The organism is Streptococcus mitis (assembly GCF_002096735.1).
Classification (GTDB): domain Bacteria; phylum Bacillota; class Bacilli; order Lactobacillales; family Streptococcaceae; genus Streptococcus; species Streptococcus mitis_CZ.
In genome coordinates this window covers 494,282-519,403 of sequence record NZ_NCVC01000017.1, presented here as the reverse complement: position 1 = coordinate 519,403, position 25,122 = coordinate 494,282, and the positions used below count along the sequence as shown (strand labels likewise).

Annotated in this window: 25 protein-coding genes; 18 read left to right on the top strand and 7 right to left on the bottom strand. The window is 39.6% G+C overall.

Annotated features, from left to right (window positions below; genetic code table 11):
* Positions 1-15: 15 nt before the first annotated feature.
* Positions 16-690 carry a two-component system response regulator CiaR gene (gene ciaR / locus B7703_RS09570; protein ID WP_000590639.1) on the top strand — a complete coding sequence of 225 codons (675 nt, stop codon included), beginning with the start codon at positions 16-18 and terminating at the stop codon, positions 688-690.
* Entirely contained in the window at positions 680-2,014 is a 1,335-nt protein-coding gene (ciaH, locus tag B7703_RS09565; protein ID WP_084924599.1) for a two-component system sensor histidine kinase CiaH, read from the top strand. Before ciaR ends, ciaH begins: the two co-directional genes overlap by 11 nt.
* 33 nt (positions 2,015-2,047) lie before the next feature.
* On the opposite strand, the gene B7703_RS09560 is transcribed toward ciaH, so the two are convergent.
* Entirely contained in the window at positions 2,048-2,335 is a 288-nt protein-coding gene (locus tag B7703_RS09560; RefSeq protein ID WP_084924597.1) for a DUF3270 domain-containing protein, read from the bottom strand.
* Between the two features lie 139 nt (positions 2,336-2,474).
* Between B7703_RS09560 and B7703_RS09555 the strand changes: the two genes are divergently transcribed.
* From B7703_RS09555 to ezrA, 7 genes are all read left to right on the top strand, one after another.
* Positions 2,475-3,404: a peptidase U32 family protein gene (locus tag B7703_RS09555; protein WP_000411191.1), complete on the top strand. Its 930-nt coding sequence runs from the start codon at positions 2,475-2,477 to the stop codon at positions 3,402-3,404.
* Between the two features lie 198 nt (positions 3,405-3,602).
* The gene (locus tag B7703_RS09550) at positions 3,603-6,053 is read left to right on the top strand and encodes a bifunctional DnaQ family exonuclease/ATP-dependent helicase (protein ID WP_004256532.1); all 2,451 of its coding nucleotides are present in this window, start codon (positions 3,603-3,605) and stop codon (positions 6,051-6,053) included.
* 36 nt (positions 6,054-6,089) lie between these two features.
* Entirely contained in the window at positions 6,090-7,313 is a 1,224-nt protein-coding gene (locus tag B7703_RS09545; RefSeq protein ID WP_049499608.1) for an FtsW/RodA/SpoVE family cell cycle protein, read from the top strand.
* A gap of 10 nt (positions 7,314-7,323) precedes the next feature.
* Complete coding sequence (locus tag B7703_RS09540; protein ID WP_033688616.1) at positions 7,324-7,878, top strand: DJ-1 family glyoxalase III; 555 nt, start codon at positions 7,324-7,326, stop codon at positions 7,876-7,878.
* Between the two features lie 85 nt (positions 7,879-7,963).
* Positions 7,964-8,527 (top strand): HAD family hydrolase, encoded by a 564-nt coding sequence (locus tag B7703_RS09535; RefSeq protein ID WP_049546401.1) that lies wholly within the window; start codon positions 7,964-7,966, stop codon positions 8,525-8,527.
* Positions 8,528-8,541: 14 nt separating this feature from the next.
* Positions 8,542-10,488, top strand: coding sequence for a DNA topoisomerase (ATP-hydrolyzing) subunit B (gene gyrB, locus B7703_RS09530; protein WP_049546385.1), 1,947 nt, complete (start codon positions 8,542-8,544; stop codon positions 10,486-10,488).
* An 81-nt stretch (positions 10,489-10,569) separates the two neighbouring features.
* Positions 10,570-12,297, top strand: a complete 1,728-nt coding sequence (ezrA, locus tag B7703_RS09525) for a septation ring formation regulator EzrA (RefSeq protein WP_084924596.1) — start codon at positions 10,570-10,572, stop codon at positions 12,295-12,297.
* A gap of 47 nt (positions 12,298-12,344) precedes the next feature.
* Here ezrA and B7703_RS09520 read toward each other — a convergent pair whose 3' ends face one another.
* From B7703_RS09520 to B7703_RS09495, 5 genes are all read right to left on the bottom strand, one after another.
* Positions 12,345-12,977 (bottom strand): GNAT family N-acetyltransferase, encoded by a 633-nt coding sequence (locus B7703_RS09520; RefSeq protein WP_084924594.1) that lies wholly within the window; start codon positions 12,975-12,977, stop codon positions 12,345-12,347.
* Positions 12,978-13,112: 135 nt separating this feature from the next.
* Positions 13,113-13,412 carry a DUF1827 family protein gene (locus B7703_RS09515; RefSeq protein WP_000767189.1) on the bottom strand — a complete coding sequence of 100 codons (300 nt, stop codon included), beginning with the start codon at positions 13,410-13,412 and terminating at the stop codon, positions 13,113-13,115.
* Positions 13,413-13,576: 164 nt separating this feature from the next.
* On the bottom strand, positions 13,577-14,029 hold the full coding sequence (locus B7703_RS09505; RefSeq protein WP_084924592.1) for an NUDIX hydrolase: 453 nt from the start codon (positions 14,027-14,029) through the stop codon (positions 13,577-13,579).
* A gap of 129 nt (positions 14,030-14,158) precedes the next feature.
* Positions 14,159-16,417 carry an ATP-dependent Clp protease ATP-binding subunit gene (locus tag B7703_RS09500; RefSeq protein WP_084924591.1) on the bottom strand — a complete coding sequence of 753 codons (2,259 nt, stop codon included), beginning with the start codon at positions 16,415-16,417 and terminating at the stop codon, positions 14,159-14,161.
* A 230-nt stretch (positions 16,418-16,647) separates the two neighbouring features.
* Positions 16,648-16,878, bottom strand: a complete 231-nt coding sequence (locus B7703_RS09495; RefSeq protein ID WP_000443570.1) for a DUF1797 family protein — start codon at positions 16,876-16,878, stop codon at positions 16,648-16,650.
* A gap of 190 nt (positions 16,879-17,068) precedes the next feature.
* Between B7703_RS09495 and B7703_RS09490 the strand changes: the two genes are divergently transcribed.
* The 5 genes from B7703_RS09490 to B7703_RS09470 all read left to right on the top strand — a co-directional run bounded on the left by B7703_RS09490 (position 17,069) and on the right by B7703_RS09470 (position 21,344).
* Positions 17,069-17,752, top strand: coding sequence for an amino acid ABC transporter permease (locus B7703_RS09490; RefSeq protein WP_004256547.1), 684 nt, complete (start codon positions 17,069-17,071; stop codon positions 17,750-17,752).
* Positions 17,752-18,486 (top strand): amino acid ABC transporter ATP-binding protein, encoded by a 735-nt coding sequence (locus B7703_RS09485; protein WP_004256549.1) that lies wholly within the window; start codon positions 17,752-17,754, stop codon positions 18,484-18,486. Before B7703_RS09490 ends, B7703_RS09485 begins: the two co-directional genes overlap by 1 nt.
* A gap of 177 nt (positions 18,487-18,663) precedes the next feature.
* Entirely contained in the window at positions 18,664-19,521 is an 858-nt protein-coding gene (locus tag B7703_RS09480; protein WP_049499604.1) for a bifunctional methylenetetrahydrofolate dehydrogenase/methenyltetrahydrofolate cyclohydrolase, read from the top strand.
* Positions 19,522-19,657: 136 nt separating this feature from the next.
* On the top strand, positions 19,658-20,479 hold the full coding sequence (locus B7703_RS09475) for a phosphate ABC transporter ATPase (protein ID WP_084924589.1): 822 nt from the start codon (positions 19,658-19,660) through the stop codon (positions 20,477-20,479).
* 13 nt (positions 20,480-20,492) lie between these two features.
* Complete coding sequence (locus B7703_RS09470) at positions 20,493-21,344, top strand: NAD(P)H-hydrate dehydratase (RefSeq protein WP_045611389.1); 852 nt, start codon at positions 20,493-20,495, stop codon at positions 21,342-21,344.
* Between the two features lie 24 nt (positions 21,345-21,368).
* On the opposite strand, the gene B7703_RS09465 is transcribed toward B7703_RS09470, so the two are convergent.
* Positions 21,369-21,554: a hypothetical protein gene (locus tag B7703_RS09465; RefSeq protein WP_020902946.1), complete on the bottom strand. Its 186-nt coding sequence runs from the start codon at positions 21,552-21,554 to the stop codon at positions 21,369-21,371.
* Positions 21,555-21,785: 231 nt separating this feature from the next.
* On the opposite strand from B7703_RS09465, the gene rpiA reads away from it, so the two are divergent.
* From rpiA to B7703_RS09445, 4 genes are read left to right on the top strand one after another with little or no spacing between them, the layout of a single operon-like run.
* Complete coding sequence (gene rpiA / locus B7703_RS09460; RefSeq protein ID WP_045611392.1) at positions 21,786-22,469, top strand: ribose-5-phosphate isomerase RpiA; 684 nt, start codon at positions 21,786-21,788, stop codon at positions 22,467-22,469.
* 23 nt (positions 22,470-22,492) lie between these two features.
* On the top strand, positions 22,493-23,704 hold the full coding sequence (locus B7703_RS09455) for a phosphopentomutase (RefSeq protein WP_084924588.1): 1,212 nt from the start codon (positions 22,493-22,495) through the stop codon (positions 23,702-23,704).
* A 1-nt stretch (position 23,705) separates the two neighbouring features.
* A complete protein-coding gene (locus tag B7703_RS09450) occupies positions 23,706-24,263 on the top strand; it encodes a DUF1697 domain-containing protein (protein ID WP_045611396.1) in 558 nt (185 codons plus the stop codon).
* Positions 24,263-25,072 carry a purine-nucleoside phosphorylase gene (locus B7703_RS09445; protein ID WP_045611397.1) on the top strand — a complete coding sequence of 270 codons (810 nt, stop codon included), beginning with the start codon at positions 24,263-24,265 and terminating at the stop codon, positions 25,070-25,072. Before B7703_RS09450 ends, B7703_RS09445 begins: the two co-directional genes overlap by 1 nt.
* Positions 25,073-25,122 lie beyond the last annotated feature (50 nt).

The window sequence follows — 25,122 nt, the reverse complement described above, 5'->3', positions numbered from 1 at the left end:
AAGGAGGAGTTTCTCATGATAAAAATCTTATTAGTTGAGGATGACCTAGGCCTGTCAAATTCAGTATTTGACTTTTTAGACGATTTTGCGGATGTCATGCAGGTATTTGATGGTGAAGAAGGTCTCTACGAAGCTGAAAGTGGCGTCTATGACTTGATTTTGCTCGATTTAATGTTACCTGAAAAAAATGGCTTTCAAGTCTTGAAAGAATTGCGTGAAAAAGGAATTACGACACCAGTTCTGATCATGACTGCCAAGGAAAGTTTGGATGACAAGGGACATGGATTTGAATTGGGAGCAGATGATTATCTGACCAAACCTTTCTACCTAGAAGAACTCAAAATGCGGATTCAAGCGCTTCTCAAACGTTCAGGTAAATTTAATGAAAACACCTTGACTTATGGAAATATTGTGGTTAATTTGTCAACCAATACTGTTAAAGTCGAAGATACTCCTGTCGAATTGCTAGGTAAAGAGTTTGATTTATTAGTTTATTTCCTTCAAAATCAAAATGTTATTTTGCCTAAGACTCAGATTTTTGATCGTCTATGGGGATTTGATAGTGACACAACGATTTCGGTTGTCGAAGTCTATGTTTCAAAAGTCCGTAAGAAATTAAAAGGAACCACTTTTGCAGAGAATTTGCAAACCTTGCGTAGTGTTGGGTATATTTTAAAAGATGTTCAGTAAACTAAAAAAAACATGGTATGCGGATGACTTTAGTTACTTTATTCGCAACTTTGGTGTCTTCACCCTGATTTTCTCTACCATGACCTTGATTATTTTGCAGGTCATGCATTCGAGTCTTTATACTTCGGTGGATGATACGCTCCATGGCTTGAGTAACAATCCTCAGGCAGTTATTCAGCTTGCGGTAAATAGGGCGACAGAAGAGATTAAAGATTTAGAGAATGCCGCTACAGATACTAGCAAGACTGAAGTAAAACCCAATGTCAGTTCCAATACGGAGGTTATTCTTTTTGATAAGAATTTTACACAGCTCCTTTCTGGAAATCGATTTTTGGGATTGGATAAGATTAAGTTAGAGAAAAAAGAACTAGGACATATCTATCAGATTCAAGTTTTTAATAGCTATGGACAAGAAGAAATCTATCGCATGATTTTGATGGAAACGAATATCAGTTCGGTTTCAACCAATATCAAGTATGCGGCTGTCTTGATTAATACCAGTCAGTTGGAGCAGGCCAGTCAAAAGCATGAGCAATTGATTGTGATTGTGATGGCAAGTTTCTGGATTTTGTCTTTACTTGCCAGTCTCTATCTAGCTAGGGTCAGTGTTCGTCCTCTGCTTGAGAGTATGCAGAAGCAGCAGTCCTTTGTGGAAAATGCTAGTCATGAGTTACGAACTCCACTCGCAGTTTTGCAAAATCGCTTAGAGACCCTTTTCCGTAAGCCAGAAGCTACCATTATGGATGTGAGTGAAAGCATTGCATCGAGTTTGGAAGAAGTCCGAAATATGCGGTTTTTGACAACGAACTTGTTGAATTTAGCTCGTAGAGATGATGGGATTAATCCGGAACTTGCAGAAGTTCCAACCAGTTTTTTCAATACGACTTTCACAAACTATGAGATGATTGCTTCTGAAAATGACCGTGTCTTTCGTTTTGAAAATCGGATCCATCGAACGATTGTCACAGATCAGCTTCTTTTGAAACAACTTATGACCATCTTATTTGATAATGCCATCAAATATACTGAGGAGGATGGTGAAATTGATTTTCTTATCTCGGCGACCGATCGCAATCTGTATTTACTGGTTTCTGATAATGGAGTCGGTATTTCAGCAGAAGATAAGAAGAAAATATTTGACCGCTTTTATCGAGTGGACAAGGCTAGAACCCGCCAAAAAGGTGGTTTTGGTTTAGGATTATCCTTAGCCAAGCAAATTGTAGATGCCCTAAAAGGAACCATTACTGTTAAAGATAATAAACCAAAGGGAACAATCTTTGAAGTGAAGATAGCCATCCACACACCATCTAAAAAGAAAAAATAAAAATATCGCTCCGGATGGGGCGATATTTTGGATTTATCTTCTACGTTTTCGTTTGATAATAGACCGTTGAACTTTTAAAACAAGTAAGCTGGATCCGATTGCTGCGGCAAAGGCAAGAGCAGTTGATAATTTTAATGATAAAAAGATAAAACTAAAGATAGCAATACAGATACAAAAAACAGCGATATTAACAAAAAATAGGATTTCCTTGAGATTGGCATCAGATTGTGCTTCAGGTGTATAATCTTGATAGCGAGGAACCTGCTGGCTTAATTCTTCTTGATAGTCTACCTCATAGGATTGTAATTTTCTTACGGGCATTATTCTCTCCTTAACAGTACATACCTATTTTATCATTTTTTCAGCAGAGAATTATTACAGAAAGGTTACAATAAGAATAAAGTCCCTTTTCATTTTTAAAGAATGGCTGATTTTCCAGAAATGTGGTATAATTTTTCTTATGGAAAAGATTATCATTACAGCAACTGCTGAAAGTATTGAACAAGTTAAACAACTGCTCGAAGCTGGCGTAGACCGTATCTATGTCGGTGAGAAAGATTTTGGCCTTCGTCTGCCAACGACCTTTAGTTATGACCAATTGCGTGAAATCGCTAAGTTGGTTCATGATGCTGGTAAGGAATTGATCGTTGCGGTTAATGCTCTCATGCACCAAGACATGATGGATCGTATCAAGCCATTCCTTGATTTCTTGGAAGAAATCAAGACAGACTACATTACGATTGGGGATGCAGGTGTCTTTTACGTTGTCAACCGCGATGGTTATTCCTTTAAGACCATCTATGATGCTTCAACTATGGTGACAAGCAGTCGCCAGATTAACTTCTGGGGACAAAAGGCTGGCGCATCTGAGGCTGTTTTGGCGCGTGAAATTCCATCTGCTGAACTCTTCAAAATGCCAGAGATTTTGGAAATTCCTGCTGAAGTTTTGGTTTACGGAGCTAGCGTTATCCATCATTCTAAACGTCCGCTCTTGCAAAATTACTATAACTTTACGCACATAGATGATGAAAAGACGCGCAAGCGTGACCTCTTCTTGGCTGAGCCAAGTGACCCAGAGAGTCACTATTCCATTTTTGAAGACAATCATGGAACCCACATTTTTGCCAACAATGACCTTGATTTGATGACAAAATTGACAGAATTGGTAGAGCATGGTTTTACTCACTGGAAATTAGAAGGTCTCTATACACCTGGTCAGAACTTTGTTGAGATTGCAAAACTCTTTATCCAAGCGCGTAGCTTGATTCAAGAGGGCAACTTTAGCCATGACCAAGCCTTCTTGCTGGATGAAGAAGTGCGTAAACTTCACCCTAAAAACCGTTTCCTTGATACAGGATTCTATGATTACGATCCTGATATGGTTAAATAAAGTAAATGGATAGTTGAGAGAAGGAAGATGCAAACATTTCTTCTCTCAATTTTTCTTATTCTCCAATATTTTCAAAAAATCAGAAGGCTAGGATGCTCTGTTTGCTGGGATTTTTAATACAAGTAATCTTCTCGAGTTTGAAAATTATCCTATGTTTGCAGGTGCCAAATGGCCCTTTTTTTGGTATAATTTTTTATAATGAAAACGATTGGTAATCGCTATGTTGTGGTGGATTTAGAGGCAACTAGCACAGGTAGTAAGGCTAAAATTATCCAAGTGGGAATTGTTGTGATTGAGGATGGAAAAATCGTTGATCACTATACGACGGATGTCAATCCACATGAACCCTTGGATGCTCATATCAAAGAACTGACAGGATTGACAGATCAACGTCTGACGCAAGCACCTGATTTTTCGCAAGTTGCTAGAAAAATCTTTGACTTGGTAGAGGATGGGATTTTTGTAGCCCATAATGTTCAGTTTGATGCCAATCTCTTGGCGGAAAATTTATTTTTTGAAGGCTATGAACTAAAAAATCCTCGTGTTGACACGGTCGAATTGGCTCAGGTCTTTTTCCCTGAACTGGAAAAATATAGTTTGCCGATATTGTGTCGAGAATTAGGAATTCCTCTTAAACACGCTCACACAGCCCTTTCAGATGCCCAAGCTACTGCGGAATTACTCTTATTTCTACGGGAAAAGATGGCCCAGCTTCCTAAAGGTCTCTTGGAACGCTTGCTGGAAATGGCTGACGCCCTCCTATACGAGTCCTACCTGGTTATTGAAGAAATTTATCGAAACAAATCTATCCTGAGTTCACCAGACTTGGTCGAAGTTCAAGGACTGTATTTCAAGAAAACTGGAGCTCCCCTGGAGCCACGAAAACTATCCCAAGATTTTTCTAAAAATATTTCTCTGTTAAATCTTGAAGTGAGGGAGGAGCAAGAAAGTTTTGCTAGAGAGGTTGGCTTGCTATTGAAAGATGAGCCTGTCTCATTAATTCAAGCACCGACAGGGATTGGGAAAACCTATGGCTATCTCTTATCCGCTTTATCTCAAGCCAAAGAGCGTCAAATTGTTCTTAGTGTTCCGACAAAGATTCTTCAAAATCAGATCATGGAAGAAGAAGGTAAACGTCTTAAGGATGTGTTCCATATAGATATTCATAGTTTAAAGGGACCACACAATTATCTGAAGTTGGATGCCTTTTATCGTTCCTTGCAGGAAAATGATGAAAATCGCTTATTTAGACGCTTTAAAATGCAACTCTTGGTCTGGCTGACTGAGACAGAGACAGGAGATTTTGATGAAATTGGTCAACTCTACCGTTACCAACATTTTCTAACAGATCTTCGTCATGACGGGAATTTATCATCTCAAAGCTTATTTGTGACGGAAGATTTTTGGAAACGTAGTCAAGAAAGGGCACAAACATGCAAGCTTTTAGTGACCAATCATGCCTATCTTGTAACCAGACTGGAAGATAATCCTGAATTTGTCAGCGACCGTTTATTGATTATTGATGAAGTTCAAAAGATATTGTTGGCTCTAGAAAATCTGCTTCAAGAGACCTACGATATCCAGTCTATTATCGATTTGCTTGATAAGGCTTTACTGGAGGAGCAAAATAAGGTTCAGCAACGAATACTAGAAAGTATTCGCTTTGAGTGCTTCTACTTGATAGAACAATTTCAGTCTGGAAAATCTAGGAAAAATATCTTAGATTCTCTTGCCAATCTCCACCAGTATTTTTCAGAATTAGAGGTAGAAGGCTTTGAGGAGCTGGTTCGCTATTTTACAGCTGACCGAGACTACTGGCTTGAAGCAATTGAAACGAGTCAAAAGAAAATTCAAATTTCTTCTACGAAATCAGGACGTATTCTCCTATCTTCTTTAGTACCTAATTCATGTCAAGTCTTGGGAGTATCGGCTACTCTTGAGATTAGTCAGAGAGTTTCTTTGGCAGACCTTTTGGGTTATCCTGAAGCTAAATTTGTCAAGGTTGAAGCTCATAAAAAACAGGATCAAGAAGTGGTCTTGGTCAAAGATTTTCCCCTGGTAACAGAAACATCCTTAGAAGTTTATGCTCAAGAGGTAGCTGATCTGCTGATGGATGTTCAAGATTTCCAGCAACCGATTTTAGTTCTCTTTACTGCTAAAGACATGCTTCTAGCAGTATCGGATTTACTTCCAGTTAGCCACTTGGCCCAGTATAAAAATGGGGATGTTCATCAGCTTAAGAAACGCTTTGAAAAAGGTGAACAACAAATCCTGCTAGGTGCAGCAAGTTTCTGGGAGGGAGTTGATTTTTCAAGTCATCCTTTTGTGATTCAAGTTGTACCAAGACTACCTTTCCAAAATCCTCAAGAACCCTTGACGAAAAAGATCAATCAGGAACTGAATCAGGAAGGGAAAAATGCCTTTTATGATTATCAGTTGCCAATGGCCATTATTCGTTTAAAGCAAGCTTTGGGAAGAAGTATGAGACGCGAACACCAACGTTCCTTAACTCTTATTTTGGATAGGAGAATTGTCGGAAAGCGATATGGCAAACAAATTGTGACTTCTCTAGCAAAAGAAGCGACCGTTAAAACCGTCTCTCGATCCGAAGTTGATGAGGCTATTGATAAATTTTTAAATGAACTTTGATAAATAATATTGTATGAAAGTATAAGGTTAGTATATATGAAACGTTCTCTCGACTCTAGAGTCGATTATAGTTTGCTCTTGCCAGTATTTTTTCTACTGGTTATTGGCGTGGTGGCTATTTATATAGCTGTTAGTCATGATTATCCAAACAATATTTTGCCCATTTTAGGGCAGCAGGTCGCCTGGATCGCCATGGGACTTGTGATTGGTTTTATCGTCATGCTCTTTAATACTGAATTTCTTTGGAAGGTGACACCCTTTCTATATATTTTAGGCTTGGGACTTATGGTTTTACCGATTGTCTTTTATAATCCAAGCTTAGTTGCATCAACGGGTGCCAAAAACTGGGTATCGGTAAATGGTGTTACCTTGTTCCAACCGTCAGAATTTATGAAGATATCCTATATCCTCATGTTGGCTCGTGTGATTGTCCAGTTTACCAAAAAACATAAGGAATGGAGACGCACAGTTCCGCTGGACTTCTTGTTGATTTTCTGGATGATTCTCTTTACCATTCCAGTCCTAGTTCTTTTGGCACTTCAAAGTGACTTGGGGACGGCCTTAGTTTTTGTGGCTATTTTCTCAGGAATCGTTTTATTATCGGGCGTTTCTTGGAAAATTATTATCCCAGTATTTGTGACTGCTGTAACAGGAATTGCTGGTTTTCTAGCCATCTTTATCAGCAAGGACGGTCGGGCTTTTCTCCATCAACTGGGCATGCCGACCTACCAAATCAATCGTATCTTGGCTTGGCTTAATCCATTTGACTTTGCCCAAACAACTACTTACCAACAGGCTCAAGGACAGATTGCCATTGGAAGCGGTGGCTTATTTGGTCAAGGATTTAATGCTTCGAATCTGCTTATTCCAGTTAGAGAGTCGGATATGATTTTCACGGTCATTGCAGAAGATTTTGGCTTTATTGGCTCTGTCCTTGTTATCGCCCTTTATCTCATGCTGATTTACCGTATGTTGAAGATTACTCTTAGATCAAATAACCAGTTCTACACCTATATTTCCACAGGTTTGATTATGATGTTGCTCTTCCATATCTTTGAGAATATCGGTGCCGTGACAGGTTTGCTTCCTTTGACGGGTATTCCCTTGCCTTTTATTTCTCAAGGGGGATCGGCTATTATCAGTAATCTGATTGGTGTGGGCTTACTTTTATCTATGAGTTACCAGACCAATCTAGCTGAAGAAAAGAGCGGAAAAGTCCCATTCAAGCGGAAAAAGGTTGTATTAAAACAAATCAAATAAGGAGAAAATCATGGTAAAAGTAGCAGTTATGTTGGCTCAGGGCTTTGAAGAAATTGAAGCTTTGACAGTTGTGGATGTTTTGCGTCGGGCAAATATCACTTGTGATATGGTTGGGTTTGAAGAGCAAGTGACTGGTTCGCATGCAATCCAAGTCAGAGCAGATCGTGTCTTTGATGGTGATTTATCAGACTATGATATGGTTGTTCTTCCTGGCGGCATGCCTGGTTCTGCACATTTGCGCGATAATCAGGCCTTGATTCAAGAGTTGCAAAGCTTCGAGCAAGAAGGAAAAAAACTAGCAGCCATTTGTGCTGCGCCAATTGCCCTCAATCAAGCAGGGCTATTGAAAAACAAGCAGTACACTTGTTATGATGGTGTTCAAGAGCAAATTTTTGATGGTCACTACGTCAAGGAAACAGTAGTGGTAGATGGTCAATTGACAACCAGTCGAGGTCCCTCGACAGCCCTTGCCTTTGCCTACGAGCTGGTAGAGCAATTAGGAGGAGATGCAGAGACTTTACGAACAGGAATGCTCTATCGAGATGTCTTTGGTAAAAATCAGTAAAACGGGAGTCAAACTCTCGTTTTTTTATGTGGAAAACTCAGGGAAATCATCGCTTTTTTCATAAAAAAATGCTATAATGAAGGGTATGAAATATCACGATTATATCTGGGATTTAGGTGGAACTTTACTGGATAATTACGAAACTTCAACAGCTGCATTTGTTGAAACATTGGCATTGTATGGCATCACACAAGACCATGACAGTGTCTATCAGGCTTTAAAGGTTTCTACTGATTTTGCGATTGAGACATTCGCTCCCAACTTAGAGAATTTTTTAGAAAAATACAAGGAAAATGAAGCCAGAGAGCTTGAACATCCGATTTTGTTTGATGGAGTTTCTGATTTATTGAAAGATATCTCAAATCAAGGTGGCCGTCATTTTTTGGTATCTCATCGTAATAATCAGGTCTTGGAAATTTTAGAAAAAACCTCTATAGCAGCTTATTTTACAGAAGTGGTGACTTCTAACTCAGGCTTTAAGAGAAAACCAGATCCTGAGTCCATGATTTATTTAAGAGAAAAGTATCAAATTAGTTCAGGGCTTGTCATTGGTGATCGACCGATTGATATCGAAGCAGGTCAAGCTGCAGGACTAGCTACCCACTTGTTTACTAGTATCGTGAATTTAAGACAAGTATTAGACATGTAAGAAAAAGGAATAAGATGACAGAAGAAATCAAAAATCTGCAGGCACAAGATTATGATGCCAGTCAAATTCAAGTTTTAGAGGGCTTAGAGGCTGTTCGTATGCGTCCAGGGATGTATATCGGGTCAACTTCAAAAGAAGGTCTTCACCATCTAGTCTGGGAAATTGTTGATAACTCAATTGACGAGGCCTTGGCAGGATTTGCCAGCCATATTCAAGTCTTTATTGAGCCAGATGATTCGATTACTGTTGTCGATGATGGGCGTGGTATCCCAGTCGATATTCAGGAAAAAACAGGTCGACCTGCCGTTGAGACTGTCTTTACTGTCCTTCATGCTGGAGGAAAGTTTGGCGGTGGCGGATATAAGGTCTCAGGTGGTCTTCACGGAGTGGGGTCCTCAGTTGTTAACGCCCTTTCAACTCAATTAGACGTTCATGTCCACAAAAATGGTAAAATTCATTACCAAGAATACCGTCGTGGTCATGTTGTCGCAGACCTTGAGGTGGTTGGAGATACGGATAAAACGGGAACAACAGTTCACTTTACACCGGATCCAGAAATTTTCACTGAAACAACAACCTTTGATTTTGATAAATTAAATAAACGGATTCAAGAGTTGGCCTTTCTAAATCGCGGTCTTCAAATCTCCATCGCAGATAAGCGTGAAGGTTTGGAACAAACCAAGCATTATCATTATGAAGGTGGGATTGCTAGTTACGTTGAATATATCAACGAGAACAAGGATGTAATCTTTGATACACCAATTTACACAGATGGTGAGATGGATGATATTACAGTCGAAGTAGCCATGCAGTACACAACGGGTTACCATGAAAATGTCATGAGTTTCGCCAATAATATTCATACCCATGAAGGTGGAACGCATGAGCAAGGTTTCCGTACAGCCTTGACACGTGTTATCAACGATTATGCTCGTAAAAATAAGTTACTGAAAGACAATGAAGACAATCTAACAGGGGAAGATGTTCGTGAAGGATTAACTGCAGTTATCTCAGTTAAACACCCAAATCCACAGTTTGAAGGACAGACCAAGACAAAACTGGGGAATAGCGAAGTGGTCAAGATTACCAATCGTCTCTTCAGCGATGCCTTTTCTGATTTCCTCATGGAAAATCCACAGATTGCCAAACGTATCGTGGAAAAAGGAATTTTAGCTGCTAAGGCTCGTGTGGCTGCCAAGCGTGCGCGTGAAGTCACTCGTAAAAAATCTGGTTTGGAAATTTCTAACCTTCCAGGGAAACTAGCAGACTGTTCTTCTAACAATCCTGCGGAAACAGAACTCTTCATCGTCGAAGGAGACTCAGCTGGTGGATCAGCAAAATCTGGTCGTAACCGTGAATTTCAGGCAATTCTTCCAATCCGCGGTAAGATTTTGAACGTTGAAAAGGCAAGTATGGATAAGATTCTAGCTAACGAAGAAATTCGTAGTCTTTTCACAGCGATGGGAACAGGATTTGGTGCAGAATTCGATGTTTCAAAAGCCCGTTACCAAAAGCTCGTTTTGATGACCGATGCCGATGTCGATGGAGCCCATATTCGTACTCTTCTTCTAACCTTGATTTATCGTTATATGAAACCAATACTAGAAGCTGGTTATGTTTATATTGCCCAACCTCCAATCTATGGTGTCAAGGTTGGAAGCGAGATTAAAGAATATATCCAGCCAGGAGCGGATCAAGAAATTAAACTCCAAGAAGCCTTGGCCCGCCACAGTGAAGGACGTGCCAAACCAACCATTCAGCGTTATAAAGGTTTGGGTGAAATGGATGATCACCAGTTGTGGGAAACAACCATGGATCCCGAACATCGCTTAATGGCAAGAGTTTCTGTGGACGATGCTGCAGAAGCAGATAAAATCTTTGATATGTTGATGGGGGATCGAGTAGAGCCTCGTCGTGAATTTATCGAAGAAAATGCCGTCTATAGTACACTTGATGTCTAAAAAATCGGGAGAAGTAGTTCCCTTGGTCTAAAAAATATGATATAATCATTACGATTGTTTCAAGTTAAAAAGGAGTTTAATATGTCTGGTAGTCTAGTAGTATATCTTATAATTGCAATTGCAATTATATTGCTGATTTCATATGCTATAGCAATTTATGTACGGAAACGCAATGAAAGTAAATTAGCAATTTTAGAAGAGAAAAAAGAAGAGCTGTACAATCTTCCAGTTAATGATGAAGTTGAAGCTGTTAAAAATATGCACTTGATTGGACAAAGTCAAGTGACTTTCCGTGAATGGAACCAAAAATGGGTTGACCTATCTCTTAACTCTTTTGCCGATATCGAAAATAATCTTTTCGAGGCAGAAGGTTATAACAATTCATTCCGTTTTTTTAAGGCTAGTCATCAAATTGACCAAATCGAGAGCCAAATTACCTTGATTGAAGAAGATATTGCGGCAATTCGCAATGCCTTGGCAGATTTGGAGAAACAAGAATCTAAAAACAGCGGTCGTGTTCTTCATACCTTGGACTTGTTTGAAGAGTTGCAACACCGAGTGGCTGATCATTCTGAAGAATATGGCCAAGGTTTATCTGAAATCGAAAAACAATTGGAAAATATCCAATCAGAGTTTTCTCAGTTTGTTACTTTGAACACTTCAGGTGACCCAGTAGAAGCTGCTGTGATTTTGGATAATGCTGAAAATCATATCTTGGCTTTGAGTCACATTGTTGACCGCCTGCCAGCGATTGTAAAAACATTATCTAAAGAGCTACCTGATCAATTGGAAGATTTGGAGGATGGTTACCGTAAGCTTTTAGATGCTAACTATCATTTTGCTGAAACGGATATTGAATCTCGCTTCCAATTGCTTTATGAATCTTTGAAGAAAAACCACGAAAATATTGCACAATTAGAGTTGGATAATGCTGAGTATGAAAATACTCAAGTTCAAGAAGAAATCAATTCACTCTATGATATCTTTACACGAGAAATCGCTGCTCAAAAAGTAGTAGAAGGCTTAGTTGCAACTCTTCCTACATATTTGAAACACATGAAAGATAGTAATGCTGTTTTAGTGGAAGATATTCAACGATTGAGTAACAATTACCTACTATCTGAAACGGATGTTAGTCATGTTCATAGATTACAAGCTGAGTTAGAATCTTTAGAAGAATCTGTATTGGAACTAACTTCTGAACAAGAGGAACATTCTGAACCTTATTCATTCCTTGAAGAACGTTTGGAAAACTTACAAGCTACTTTGAAGGAAATTGAAGATGAACAAGTTGCGGTTAGTCAACGTCTTGCTCAGATTGAAAAAGATGATATCAATGCTCGCCAGAAGGCAAATGTTTATGTTAATCGTCTTCACACAATTAAGAGATATATGGAAAAACGCAATCTTCCAGGTATTCCTCAGAATTTCTTACAGTTGTTCTTTACAGCAAGTAACCATACTGAAGAGTTGATGGCTGAACTAGAAGAAGCTCGGGTCAATATAGAAGCTGTGAACCGGATGCTTGAAATTGCAACAAATGATATAGAAGCACTTGAAGAAGAAACCTATAATATTGTTCAATATGCAACGTTGACAGAACAATTGCTACAGTATTCGAACCGTTACCGCTCATTTGATGAACGAATTCAAGAAGCCTTTAATGAATCATTAGAAATTTTTGAAAAAGAATTTGATTATCATGCTTCATTTGATAAGATTTCGCAAGCTTTGGAAGTTGCAGAACCAGGTGTAACCAACCGTTTTGTCACTTCATACGAAAAAACACGTGAGACGATTCGTTTCTAACATAATAAAAAAGATTTGGTTCTGTGATAAGCAGCACCAAATTTTTTTTATTTATTTATAGTTTTTAAAAATGCCCAGTTACCAATTGATTTTGATCCGTATTCTAGATCCATAAAGTCCAGTAATACATAATCGTTTTTTTCGTAGAATGAGACATTTCTAGCTGTACTAGTTATGAGTCCCAAGTGTTTACAGCCTTTTGATTTGACATAAGGTTCAATCCCTTGTGTCAGAAAAGTACTGCCTATTCCCTGCCCCTTACTTTCTATATTGACAGCTAAGGCCATCAAATACCAATCAAACTCCCCTGATTGTTCTAAATGCTTTTTGGAACGTTTTACAAAGTCAAAGTATTTAAGGAGATTTTGTGGTCGAATGTAGCGAAAAATGTTTGTTCCTCCATTTCGTAGATAGGATAGTATACAGAAATCTTTTTGTTGCAAAAGGGCGACTGCAAGTAAGTCTCCATCCTGTTCCGCAATTAAACAGTTTCCCTTCTTAATATAGACTCTAGTAAGCAGAATTTGCAACGTTTCTACAAAAGCAGGATAGGAGTCAGGTTTCTTCAAATCATCAGTTATAATCGTTAAAAAGGGATAGTCAAGAAAGGAATTGGCTAATAATTTTCCAATTTTTTCGCTTTCTTCAATTCTTGCCTCTCTATATATGATGTCTCCCATGTTTGTCTCCTTAATTATCTACAAAATCTTGTATGATAAGATTTTATAGATAAAAAATTGGAGATGATTTAAAAAGCTAAATAAACCTAATTTTGTTCCATAAGGTTCAAAGCACTTTCTAATCTCTCCAAGATTTTATTTGGTTGGAATCGAAATTCCAATTAATTTTTCTGAATAGAGGGTTTTGATATTGGCCTCATCAATAGAGTCCTTATCAATTTTACGTTTCAAGAAAAATTCTTGAATAGCTTCGATTTCAGGTTCGCGAATAGCACGGTGTTTGTTTGAGATGAGGATTTCATAGTGAAGCGGAGCTTGGGTAAAAATAACATCGGTATTCCCTGCAGAATAGACCTCAACAAGGGTTGCGTCTGTACTTTCTAGCTGGCTTTTAACAAGTTGCGAGTGTGAGTTTGTCGTATTGATTAGCTTCATAACATTTCCTCCGATTTTCTAATTCTATTATAGCACTTTTTGAATAAAGTGGCTTGCTTTATACTCAATGAAAATCAAAGAGCAAACTAGGAAGCTAGCCGCAGGCTGTACTTGAGTACGGCAAGGCGAAGCTGACGTGGTTTGAATTTGATTTTCGAAGAGTATTAGTCAATCTTATGCTGTTTTTTCCAAGATTGGATTGCCCATTTATGGCTACCACGTTTGAGATTTTCAATAGCCTCGTCAATAGGGAACCAGGCAATATGATTAAAGTCTTCTAGTGGCTCTTGCACTTCTTTGAAAGAAGTAGCTTCATAGAGGTAGGCAGGATTGTAGTAGTAGGTGTCACGATGACGAGAATAGAAATATTCATCAGCTTGTCCGTAATAAGTACCAATTTCAGCTGTGAAGCCAAGCTCTTCAATCAATTCACGCTTTAGGGCTTCCTGGTGGTTTTCACCTGCTTCAATTTCGCCACCTGGTAAGAACCAAGCACCATTGGGAGCTTGAACAAGAACAATTTGTTTTTGTTTAGCATCAGGGATAACTGCATATACGCCATAGCGTGAAACATAGTCTGTATTCGCTTTTTTTTCTCCGAAAGTTGGGTTTGCCATTACATTTTCCTCATTATTTATTATCTTTATTATTATCTTAATGGACAAAGGACGAGCTGTCAAGAATTTATAGTTATTTTAATAAAAAGGAGCAGAAAATTTTCATTTTCTACTCCTTTTCTGTAGGATTTATACTTCTTTTTCAGAAGTTTTTACTTCAGTTTTTTTGGCAGATTTGATTTGAATGTTACCCTTGCTGGTCATCACTGCCTTGAGGTCTTTTTCGCTTGGATTTTCAAGGTAGTAGTCAGTGATTGCGTCCTCAATATAGTCTTGAATAGTACGACGAAGTGGGCGTGCTCCCATTTTTGGATCATAACCAAGGTCAACCAATTTTTCCTTGACCTTGTCGGTTACATCCAAATGAATGTTGTTGCTAGAAAGACGTTTGTTAACATCTGCAAGCATAAGATCGACAATCTGAAGGAGGTTATCTTTGCTGAGAGCCTTAAATTCGATAATACCATCAAAACGGTTCATAAACTCTGGGCTAAAGAAGTTACCGAGTTCACCAAGAACAGAGTTGGTACGTCCTTCTCTAGCAGCACCAAATCCAACGCTAGCTTCTGCCTTACCTGTACCTGCATTTGAAGTCATGATGATGATGGCGTCCTTGAAGCTAACGGTACGTCCTTGTCCATCTGTCAAACGTCCATCGTCCAAGACTTGAAGGAACATGTGCATAACATCAGGGTGAGCTTTTTCCACTTCATCGAGAAGAATGAGAGAATATGGATTGCGACGAACTTTTTCAGTTAATTGCCCAGCCTCATCATAGCCAACATAACCTGGAGGGGCACCGACCAACTTAGCAACGCTATGTTTTTCCATGTATTCACTCATGTCAAAGCGAATCATGCTGTCAGCAGAACCAAAAAGTTCAATGGCTAGTTGTTTGGAAAGTTCTGTCTTACCGACTCCAGTTGGCCCAACGAAAAGGAAACTTCCGATTGGGCGGTTAGGGGTACCGAGACCGACACGATTACGGCGAATAGCCTTGGCAATCTTATCGACAGCATCATCTTGTCCAATAACATGAGACTTGAGGTCTTCGGCTAGATGGATGAGTTGAGATTGTTCTTTCTCTTTTAAATCACCAACAGGAATATTGGTTTTCTGCTCGATAATGTGCTCAATGGTTTTCTCACTAATGATAGGAGTATCTTGGTCTGTGACCTTTTTCTTTTGCATTTCCTTATACTTGGCAATCTGGTCACGGAAGTAGGCGGCCTTCTCAAAATCTTCTTCTCGTGTAGCTTGAGATTTAAGATTTTCAGCCTCAATCAAGCGCTGATCGATTACTTTAGGATCCACAAAATTCAAGGTCAAGTTCATCTTAGAACCAGCTTCATCTAGGAGGTCAATGGCCTTGTCAGGCAAGAAGCGATCTTGGATGTAGCGATTGGACAGAGTTGCAGCTGCTTCAATTGCAGCATCGGTATACTGAACGTGGTGGTAGTCTTCGTATTTCTTTTGAATGCCTTTGAGGATAGTAATTGTTTCCTCCACTGTTGGTTCATCCACTTTAACAGGTTGCATACGACGCTCTAGGGCTGCATCTTTTTCAATGATACGGTATTCATTGAGGGTAGTAGCACCGACCAATTGCAGCTCTCCACGAGCAAGGGCGGGCTTGAGGATATTTCCTGCATCCATATTGCCATCGCCCGCAGAACCAGCACCGACAATTTCATGGATTTCATCGATAAAGAGGATGATGTCCTCACGTTTGCGAATTTCTTCCATGAGTTTTTGCATGCGTTCTTCAAATTGTCCACGGATACCCGTTCCTTGAACTAAGCTAACCACATCCAGACGGATGACTTGTTTGCCTTGGAGTTTATGGGGAACATCTCCATCAACTATTTTCTGAGCTAGACCTTCGACAACGGCAGTTTTTCCGACACCTGGTTCACCGATAAGAACAGGATTATTCTTGGTTCTGCGATTGAGAATTTCTATGACACGGATAATCTCATCGTCGCGCCCAATAACGGGGTCAATATCTCCACGACGGGCAATTTCAGTTACGTTGATACCAAATTCTTCCAGTAGGCCTTTTTCTTGGCTTGGTGGAGGAGTTTGAGCAGGTCCACGATTTTGGGAACCATAACCGCCATTTCCACCGTAACCTCCACCTGATTGGGTTGGGGGAGTCGGAGGAGTATTGTTAGAAGGCCTGAAATTGTTTAGGTCATTGAAGAAATCACCAAAGGGATCAAAGTCACGATTGTTCAGATCCGTAATACCTTTAAAGAGGCTATTGTTAGGATCTGTCTTGATAATCTTATAGCAGTTTTGACAGAGGTCAATTTGTTTTTGCTTTCCATTGAGATTGGTATAAAGATGAATCGTTGAGTCATTGATTTTACAGTTTTGACAAAGCATACATCTACCTCATTTCTTTATTTAGCCTGACCTGTTTAATGGTCAAAAATAGTCAAATTTCTATACTCTCATTATAACAGGATTGGGGTGTAAAGCAAGTAAAAAGATTGCAGCTTTGAGAAGTTGTTACAATGAAGAACTTTGTGGATTTGGACTATAAAAAAATCCTATTTGTGAGACAAAAAGGATTTTGGTTAGACATGCAGGGTGTAATCCCAGCTTGTTTTGTATTAGTAAAGAAGTTCGTAAATTTCCATTGCAATCAAGTCAATGCTATCAAACGTATAAGTTTCGCGAGCTTCGACATCACGAAGGGTAAAGATTGAGCCGTTTTCTTCGTCGTGACTGTATGCAACTTCTGCAACAACAACTCCTTCGCGTTCAAAATTACGTTTTAAATTTCCGCCGTCTTTTGCCATTGCTTCAAGGCGGTTGATGATTCTAACCAAATGTGATTCCATTTTGATTCTCCTTCATTTCTTATCGTTATTATTTTACCATAAAGGAGGCCAACTTGCCTAGAAAAAACTAAGATTTCTCGCTAATTCTACTAGCTTAAAGTTTTTTTGAATAAATTAGACAAAAGATTTGAATTTTAATTCAATTGATGTTATAATCATACAGTATTCTATTTTAGAAAGCAGTGTGACTATGAATTTTTCTTTTTTACCTAAGTATTTACCTTATTTTAACTATGGGGCTGTTGTGACGGTTCTCATTTCTATCTGTGTTGTCTTTTTGGGAACTATTTTGGGTGTTGTCTTGGCTTTTGGGCAACGTTCAAAGTTTAAACCGCTTGTTTGGCTAGCCAACTTGTACGTTTGGATTTTCCGCGGGACGCCAATGATGGTTCAGATTATGATTGCCTTTGCTCTTATGCATATCAATGCTCCGACTATTCAGGTTGGGATTTTAGGTGTTGACCTTTCTCGTCTGATTCCAGGGATTTTGATTATTTCTATGAACAGTGGTGCTTATGTTTCTGAGACTGTTCGGGCTGGGATTAATGCGGTTCCTAAGGGGCAGTTAGAGGCGGCCTATTCTTTAGGGATTCGTCCTAAAAATGCGATGCGCTATGTGATTTTGCCACAAGCTATCAAAAATATTTTGCCAGCATTGGGGAACGAATTTATCACTATTATCAAGGATAGTTCCCTCTTATCAGCTATCGGTGTTATGGAGTTGTGGAATGGGGCTACAACAGTTTCTACAACAACCTATCTACCTTTAACACCACTTTTATTTGCAGCCTTTTACTACTTGATTATGACCTCTATTTTGACAGTAGCCTTGAAAGCTTTTGAAAAACGAATGGAACAAGGAGATAAAAAATAATGACAGAGACCTTGATAAAAATTGAAAATTTACATAAATCTTTTGGAAAGAATGAAGTATTGAAGGGCATCAACCTCGAGATTAAAAGAGGAGAAGTTGTCGTTATCATTGGTCCTTCAGGAAGCGGAAAATCTACCTTGCTTCGTTCTATGAATTTGTTGGAAGAAGCAACAAAAGGGAAGGTTATCTTTGAGGGAGTTGATATTACGGACAAGAAGAATGACCTGTTTGCCATGCGTGAGAAGATGGGCATGGTTTTCCAACAATTTAATCTCTTTCCTAATATGACTGTGATGGAAAATATTACCTTGTCTCCTATCAAGACCAAAGGTGAAAGTAAGGAAGTTGCAGAGAAGAGAGCTAAGGAGCTTTTGGAAAAAGTTGGCTTACCAGATAAGGCAACTGCTTATCCACAGAGTTTGTCAGGTGGCCAGCAACAGCGGATTGCTATTGCGCGTGGCTTAGCTATGGAACCAGATGTTTTGCTCTTTGACGAGCCAACTTCAGCCCTGGACCCTGAAATGGTAGGTGAAGTGTTGGCTGTTATGCAAGACCTAGCCAAGTCAGGAATGACCATGGTTATCGTAACACATGAGATGGGATTTGCTCGTGAGGTGGCAGACCGTGTCATCTTTATGGCAGACGGTGTGGTTGTTGAAGACGGAACACCTGAACAGATTTTTGAACAAACTCAAGAACAACGGACTAAAGACTTCTTGAGTAAGGTTTTATAAGTTAGCTTTGTTTAGCTATTTGTAGCCAACTTTACATATAAAATATAGATTAATGAAAAGCTCGAACCGAGCTTTTTCTTATAGTTTGAAACTATAAGATAGCCTAGGAAAGAAGTGTTAGAGGGGATTAGCAGTTTTTGGTATAATGGAAGATATTTGAAAGAAAAGAGAAGTGATATGACACAGATTATTGATGGGAAGGCTCTGGCAGCTAAGTTACAAGGACAGTTGGCTGAAAAGACTGAAAAATTAAAGGAAGAGACAGGTTTAGTACCTGGTTTGGTAGTGATTTTGGTTGGGGATAATCCAGCAAGCCAAGTCTATGTTCGTAACAAGGAGAGGTCAGCCCTTGCGGCTGGTTTCCGTAGTGAAGTTGTGCGAGTTCCAGATACCATTACTCAAGAGGAATTGTTAGACTTGATTGCCAAATACAATCAAGATCCAGCTTGGCATGGAATTTTGGTCCAGTTACCATTACCAAAACATATTGATGAAGAGGCGGTTCTATTGGCCATTGATCCAGAAAAGGATGTGGATGGTTTCCATCCCCTAAACATGGGACGTCTCTGGTCTGGTCATCCAGTCATGATTCCTTCTACACCTGCAGGAATTATGGAAATGTTTCATGAATATGGGATTGACTTGGAAGGTAAAAATGCGGTCGTCATTGGTCGTTCCAATATCGTTGGAAAACCTATGGCCCAGCTTCTTTTGGCAAAGAATGCGACAGTGACTTTGACCCACTCACGGACTCATAATCTTGCCAAGGTGGCTGCTAAAGCAGATATTCTGGTTGTTGCAATCGGTCGTGCTAAGTTTGTGACTGCTGACTTTGTAAAACCTGGTGCGGTTGTCATCGATGTCGGGATGAACCGCGATGAAAATGGTAAGCTCTGTGGGGATGTTGATTATGAGGCAGTTGCCCCACTTGCTAGCCATATTACGCCAGTTCCTGGAGGTGTAGGTCCTATGACCATTACTATGCTGATGGAGCAAACTTATCAAGCAGCACTCCGGACATTGGATAGAAAATAAGAGAAACATCGCTGAAGATAGTGTATTTTTAATATCTATATCTAAAATGGCAGAAATGAATATTAAATTTTAGATATAAGATTACAAAAGGAGGTCTGCGCCTCCTTTTTGTTGTATAATGGAGTGAGGTGATTAGATGATTTTAAAAATTTATAATGGGGAATATAGTTTACAATGGGATGGAATATACTACTTAGCACTAATTGATTATCCAAATACTCAAGAGTGGGAATTAGAAAAAATTGCTAAATTTATAGCTTACGAAAAACTTCATAAACGTCAAACAAGTATTGAGTGTGCTGATTCTTGTTTAAAAAAAGAAATTTTAGATTACATCTGTCAGCATCCCTTTCTGCCACCATTTACCCCTACAGATAAAAGAGTAGCCTCGACTTATGATCTACATAAGAGGTTAGTGACTTCAGACTACTGTAGTCATACTACGACTATAGATGCAGCGATTTCTATCTTTAAAACAGGTCAGCTCTTATCTGCTGTGAAAGCCTTTGGGCGAGATGCTGAGGAGTTGATTTTGGATAGTCGAAATGCTGCATCGGATCCGATAGATTATTTTGACTATGTCATGTTAGGGTGGTCAAATACAAGTTCTGGTTATCGATTAGCGATGGAGCGTTTATTAGGTCGAGCTCCTTCAGAGAAAGAATTACAAGACAAGTTTATTCCTGGAGTAAGTTTTCATTTTATCTATACAGATTTGATTAAAGTTCCTGGTTATATTTTTGATGGTTACCATGCTGTAAAAATTAAGGACATGCTTAATTTATTAAGTGAGTTGTATATTTGCATTATTCCAACTCATAATAAGAGCCAATTTGAAAATATTATTCCAACCAAAATACAAGATAGGGTGTATTATCTTGACTATGCTGGAGAAGACTTAGAAGAGTGGACTAAGAAAGTCTATCAAGTTGTTTTAAAACAATCAGATAAAGGATAGTTGAGGAAAAACGATGAGAGTGATTGAGCAAGCATTATTAGAAAAAGTCATTATTGAACGTTCTCGCACCAGTCATAAAGGAGACTATGGTCGTTTGCTGTTGCTTGGTGGGACTTATCCTTATGGTGGTGCTATCATCATGGCTGCTTTGGCGGCTGTTAAAAGTGGAGCTGGTTTGGTGACCGTTGGAACGGACAGGGAAAATATCCCTGCTCTACACAGCCATTTGCCTGAGGCTATGGCCTTTTCTCTGCAAGACCAGCAATTGTTACAAGAGCAATTGGAGAAGGCAGAAGTTGTCTTGCTGGGACCTGGTTTACGAGACGATGCTTTTGGAGAAGATCTAGTAAAACAAGTCTTTGTTAATTTAAGCCAAAATCAGATTTTGATTGTAGATGGTGGTGCCCTGACCATTCTTGCTAGAACAAGTTTGTCATTTCAATCTAACCAGCTTATCCTAACTCCCCACCAAAAGGAGTGGGAAAAACTGTCTGGTATTGCTATTGAAAAGCAAAACGAAGATGCAACAGCTAGTGCCCTGACTTCCTTTCCTCAAGGAACAATTTTGGTGGAGAAAGGTCCAGCTACACGTATTTGGCAAGTTGGTCAATCTGATTATTACCAGTTACAGGTTGGCGGTCCCTATCAGGCAACTGGTGGTATGGGAGATACACTAGCTGGGATGATCGCAGGATTTGTAGGCCAATTCCGACAGGCCAGTCTCTACGAGCGTGTGGCAGTAGCGACTCATTTTCATTCAGCCATAGCCCAAGAACTATCTCAAGAATATTATGTGGTCTTGCCGACGGAAATCAGTAGCCGTCTTCCCAAAATAATGAAAAAAATATCTCAAAAAGGCACCTGATCGTTTCAGGCGCCTTTATATCTTTTAGAAAAATCCTTTAATCTTTCCAACGAGGCCATCTAGACCTTCAGAACCAGAAATCAACTGCTGAGCTTGCGCGAAGTATTCTCCGAGTTGATCTTGATTTTCTGCAACGAATGTTTTTGCAGCTTCAAAATCTTTTGTCTCGATTAGTTCTTTTACTTGATTAAACAAATCTAATGGGTTCATCTTATTTCTCCTTTTCTGTACTTACCTATTTAATCATCTTTATGATAAAAATCAACTTTAATTTTTAAAGAGCTTTCGAAATCTAGATTTAGGAATTTTTGATCTGTATACAAGCATGGAGAAAGAAAATTAGAAATCATAGATAAAAATGTTCGGTTTTTTTCAGTGTATCCATGAAATAAAAAGTGATACATGTTATAATAAAGTTAGCTCTTTAATGGAGGTGTTTGAGTGGAAAATCTGAAAAAAATGGCAGGTATCAAGGCTGCTGAATTTGTCAAGGATGGCATGGTAGTCGGACTTGGAACGGGTTCTACTGCCTATTATTTTGTAGAAGAAGTTGGTCGTCGTATCAAGGAAGAAGGATTGCAGATTACAGCTGTAACGACTTCTAGTGTGACTAGTAAACAGGCTGAAGGGCTTAATATCCCACTCAAGTCTATTGACCAAGTAGACTTTGTCGATGTGACAGTCGATGGGGCGGATGAAGTGGATAGTCAGTTTAATGGAATCAAAGGCGGTGGTGGTGCCCTCCTGATGGAGAAGGTTGTTGCAACGCCCTCAAAAGACTACATTTGGGTAGTGGATGAAAACAAGCTGGTCGACAAACTAGGTGCTTTTAAATTGCCTGTAGAAGTGGTTCAGTATGGCGCAGAACAAGTCTTTCGTCGTTTTGAGCGAGCTGGCTACAAACCAAGTTTCCGTGAAAAAGACGGCCAACGTTTTGTGACGGATATGCAGAACTTTATCATTGACTTAGCCTTGGATGTCATCGAAGATCCAATTGCTTTCGGACAAGAATTGGACCATATCGTTGGTGTCGTGGAGCACGGCTTGTTTAACCAAATGGTGGATAAGGTCATCGTTGCTGGACGAGACGGGGTTCAGATTTTAACTTCAACAAAAACAAGATAACTAAAATAATAAGGAGATACACTATGTCAAAATTTAATCGTATTCACTTGGTAGTACTGGATTCTGTAGGAATCGGTGCTGCACCAGATGCCAATAACTTTGTCAATGCAGGGGTTCCAGACGGAGCTTCGGACACACTGGGACACATTTCAAAAACAGTTGGTTTGAATGTGCCAAACATGGCTAAAATCGGTCTTGGAAATATTCCTCGGGAAACTCCTCTTAAGACTGTAGCAGCCGAAAGCAATCCAACAGGATATGCAACAAAATTAGAGGAAGTATCTCTTGGTAAGGATACCATGACTGGACACTGGGAAATCATGGGGCTTAATATTACTGAGCCTTTTGATACTTTCTGGAACGGATTCCCAGAAGAAATCCTGACAAAAATCGAAGAATTTTCAGGACGTAAGGTCATTCGTGAAGCCAATAAACCTTACTCAGGTACAGCTGTTATCGATGATTTTGGACCTCGTCAGATGGAAACTGGAGAGTTGATTATCTATACTTCAGCTGACCCTGTTTTGCAAATTGCTGCCCACGAAGACATCATTCCTCTGGATGAATTGTACCGTATCTGTGAATACGCTCGTTCGATTACACTTGAACGTCCTGCCCTTCTTGGTCGTATCATTGCTCGCCCTTATGTAGGTGAATCAGGTAACTTCACTCGTACAGCCAACCGTCGTGACTTGGCCGTATCTCCATTTGCACCGACTGTTTTGGATAAATTGAATGAAGCTGGTATCGATACTTACGCTGTTGGTAAAATCAACGATATCTTTAACGGTGCGGGTATCAACCATGACATGGGTCACAACAAGTCAAACAGCCACGGAATTGATACACTATTGAAGACGATGGGTCTTGCTGAGTTTGAAAAAGGATTCTCTTTCACAAACTTGGTTGACTTTGATGCCCTTTACGGCCACCGTCGTAATGCTCACGGTTACCGTGATTGCTTGCATGAGTTTGATGAACGCTTACCTGAAATTATCGCAGCCATGAGAGAGAATGACCTTCTCTTGATTACTGCGGACCATGGAAATGACCCAACTTACGCAGGAACAGACCACACTCGTGAATATATTCCATTGTTGGCTTACAGCCCTGCCTTTAAAGGAAATGGGGTCATTCCAGTCGGACATTTTGCAGATATATCAGCGACTATTGCCGATAACTTTGACGTGGAAACTGCCATGATTGGGGAAAGCTTCTTAGATAAATTGGTATAAGATGACGCGTTTTACTTTGCTGGTGAGAGGCATTAATGTTGGTGGCAAGAATAAGGTCGTCATGGCGGATCTTCGTCAAGAATTGACAGAGTTGGGACTGGAAAAGGTTGAAACTTATATCAACAGTGGCAATATTTTCTTTACATCGACAATCCCTAAAGCCCGGTTGATTGAAAAATTAGAGGTTTTCTTTGAAGTCCATTATCCATTTATTCAAAGTTTTTCTTTACTGAGTCAAGAAGACTATGAAGCAGAGCTGAAGAATCTGCCAGCTTGGTGGAACGAAGACATGGCTCGAAAGGATGTTCTCTTCTACACGGAGGACTTGGATGGGGAGCAAGTCATCGAGAAGGTTAAAAGTTTAGAGCTGAAAGATGAAGTGGTTCATTTTGGAAAACTTGGTATTTTCTGGGGAAAATTCTCTGAAGAATCTTACTCTAAGACTGCCTATCACAAGTACTTGCTCAAGATGCCTTTCTATCGCAATATTACCATTCGCAATGCCAAAACCTTTGACAAAATCGGTCAAATGCTAAAAACTAATAAAGGAGACACATGATGACATTTTTAGATAAAATCAATGAAACAGCTACCTTTCTGAAAGACAAGGGAATTGCAGCCCCTGAGTTTGGTTTGATCCTTGGATCAGGCCTAGGAGAATTAGCAGAAGAAATCGAAAATCCAGTTGTAGTAGATTATGCAGAAATTCCAAATTGGGGTCGTTCAACAGTAGTTGGTCACGCTGGGAAATTGGTATATGGTGAACTGGCAGGTCGCAAGGTCTTGGCTCTTCAAGGTCGTTTCCATTTCTACGAAGGCAATCCTTTGGATGTCGTGACTTTTCCAGTTCGTGTGATGAAAGTTCTTGGATGTGAAGGTGTCATTGTAACCAATGCAGCTGGTGGTATTGGATATGGTCCTGGTACTTTGATGGCTATCTCAGATCATATCAATATGACGGGGCAAAACCCATTAATGGGTGAAAACTTGGATGACTTTGGTCCACGTTTCCCAGATATGTCTAAAGCCTATACTCCAGAATATCGTGCTACTGCCCATGAAGTGGCTAAGAAACTTGGTATCAAACTAGACGAAGGTGTCTATATCGGTGTAACTGGTCCGACTTATGAAACACCAGCAGAGATTCGTGCCTATAAGACATTGGGAGCGGATGCAGTTGGTATGTCTACTGTTCCGGAAGTGATTGTGGCAGCTCACTCTGGCTTGAAAATACTAGGAATTTCATGTATCACTAACTTTGCAGCTGGTTTCCAAGAAGAACTCAACCACGAAGAAGTTGTAGAAGTGACCGAACGTGTCAAAGGCGACTTTAAAGGCTTGCTGAAAGCGATTCTTGCAGAATTATAATCAATACTTATCATAGAAAGGTAGAGTAAGGTGTTCTGATTTGAACACGA

What these genes read in the sequence shown, in the direction of transcription:
- ciaR (WP_000590639.1), top strand. Translation starts at nt 16, where the DNA reads ATGATAAAAATCTTATTAGTTGAGGATGACCTAGGCCTGTCAAATTCA.
- ezrA (WP_084924596.1), top strand. Translation starts at nt 10,570, where the DNA reads ATGTCTGGTAGTCTAGTAGTATATCTTATAATTGCAATTGCAATTATA.
- B7703_RS09485 (WP_004256549.1), top strand. Translation starts at nt 17,752, where the DNA reads ATGACAGAGACCTTGATAAAAATTGAAAATTTACATAAATCTTTTGGA.
- ciaH (WP_084924599.1), top strand. Translation starts at nt 680, where the DNA reads ATGTTCAGTAAACTAAAAAAAACATGGTATGCGGATGACTTTAGTTAC.
- B7703_RS09515 (WP_000767189.1), bottom strand. Translation starts at nt 13,412, where the DNA reads ATGAAGCTAATCAATACGACAAACTCACACTCGCAACTTGTTAAAAGC.
- B7703_RS09550 (WP_004256532.1), top strand. Translation starts at nt 3,603, where the DNA reads ATGAAAACGATTGGTAATCGCTATGTTGTGGTGGATTTAGAGGCAACT.
- B7703_RS09490 (WP_004256547.1), top strand. Translation starts at nt 17,069, where the DNA reads ATGAATTTTTCTTTTTTACCTAAGTATTTACCTTATTTTAACTATGGG.
- B7703_RS09505 (WP_084924592.1), bottom strand. Translation starts at nt 14,029, where the DNA reads ATGGCAAACCCAACTTTCGGAGAAAAAAAAGCGAATACAGACTATGTT.
- B7703_RS09560 (WP_084924597.1), bottom strand. Translation starts at nt 2,335, where the DNA reads ATGCCCGTAAGAAAATTACAATCCTATGAGGTAGACTATCAAGAAGAA.
- B7703_RS09450 (WP_045611396.1), top strand. Translation starts at nt 23,706, where the DNA reads ATGACGCGTTTTACTTTGCTGGTGAGAGGCATTAATGTTGGTGGCAAG.
- B7703_RS09520 (WP_084924594.1), bottom strand. Translation starts at nt 12,977, where the DNA reads ATGGGAGACATCATATATAGAGAGGCAAGAATTGAAGAAAGCGAAAAA.
- B7703_RS09455 (WP_084924588.1), top strand. Translation starts at nt 22,493, where the DNA reads ATGTCAAAATTTAATCGTATTCACTTGGTAGTACTGGATTCTGTAGGA.
- B7703_RS09555 (WP_000411191.1), top strand. Translation starts at nt 2,475, where the DNA reads ATGGAAAAGATTATCATTACAGCAACTGCTGAAAGTATTGAACAAGTT.
- B7703_RS09500 (WP_084924591.1), bottom strand. Translation starts at nt 16,417, where the DNA reads ATGCTTTGTCAAAACTGTAAAATCAATGACTCAACGATTCATCTTTAT.
- B7703_RS09465 (WP_020902946.1), bottom strand. Translation starts at nt 21,554, where the DNA reads ATGAACCCATTAGATTTGTTTAATCAAGTAAAAGAACTAATCGAGACA.
- B7703_RS09495 (WP_000443570.1), bottom strand. Translation starts at nt 16,878, where the DNA reads ATGGAATCACATTTGGTTAGAATCATCAACCGCCTTGAAGCAATGGCA.
- B7703_RS09535 (WP_049546401.1), top strand. Translation starts at nt 7,964, where the DNA reads ATGAAATATCACGATTATATCTGGGATTTAGGTGGAACTTTACTGGAT.
- B7703_RS09540 (WP_033688616.1), top strand. Translation starts at nt 7,324, where the DNA reads ATGGTAAAAGTAGCAGTTATGTTGGCTCAGGGCTTTGAAGAAATTGAA.
- B7703_RS09480 (WP_049499604.1), top strand. Translation starts at nt 18,664, where the DNA reads ATGACACAGATTATTGATGGGAAGGCTCTGGCAGCTAAGTTACAAGGA.
- B7703_RS09470 (WP_045611389.1), top strand. Translation starts at nt 20,493, where the DNA reads ATGAGAGTGATTGAGCAAGCATTATTAGAAAAAGTCATTATTGAACGT.
- B7703_RS09445 (WP_045611397.1), top strand. Translation starts at nt 24,263, where the DNA reads ATGACATTTTTAGATAAAATCAATGAAACAGCTACCTTTCTGAAAGAC.
- gyrB (WP_049546385.1), top strand. Translation starts at nt 8,542, where the DNA reads ATGACAGAAGAAATCAAAAATCTGCAGGCACAAGATTATGATGCCAGT.
- B7703_RS09475 (WP_084924589.1), top strand. Translation starts at nt 19,658, where the DNA reads ATGATTTTAAAAATTTATAATGGGGAATATAGTTTACAATGGGATGGA.
- B7703_RS09545 (WP_049499608.1), top strand. Translation starts at nt 6,090, where the DNA reads ATGAAACGTTCTCTCGACTCTAGAGTCGATTATAGTTTGCTCTTGCCA.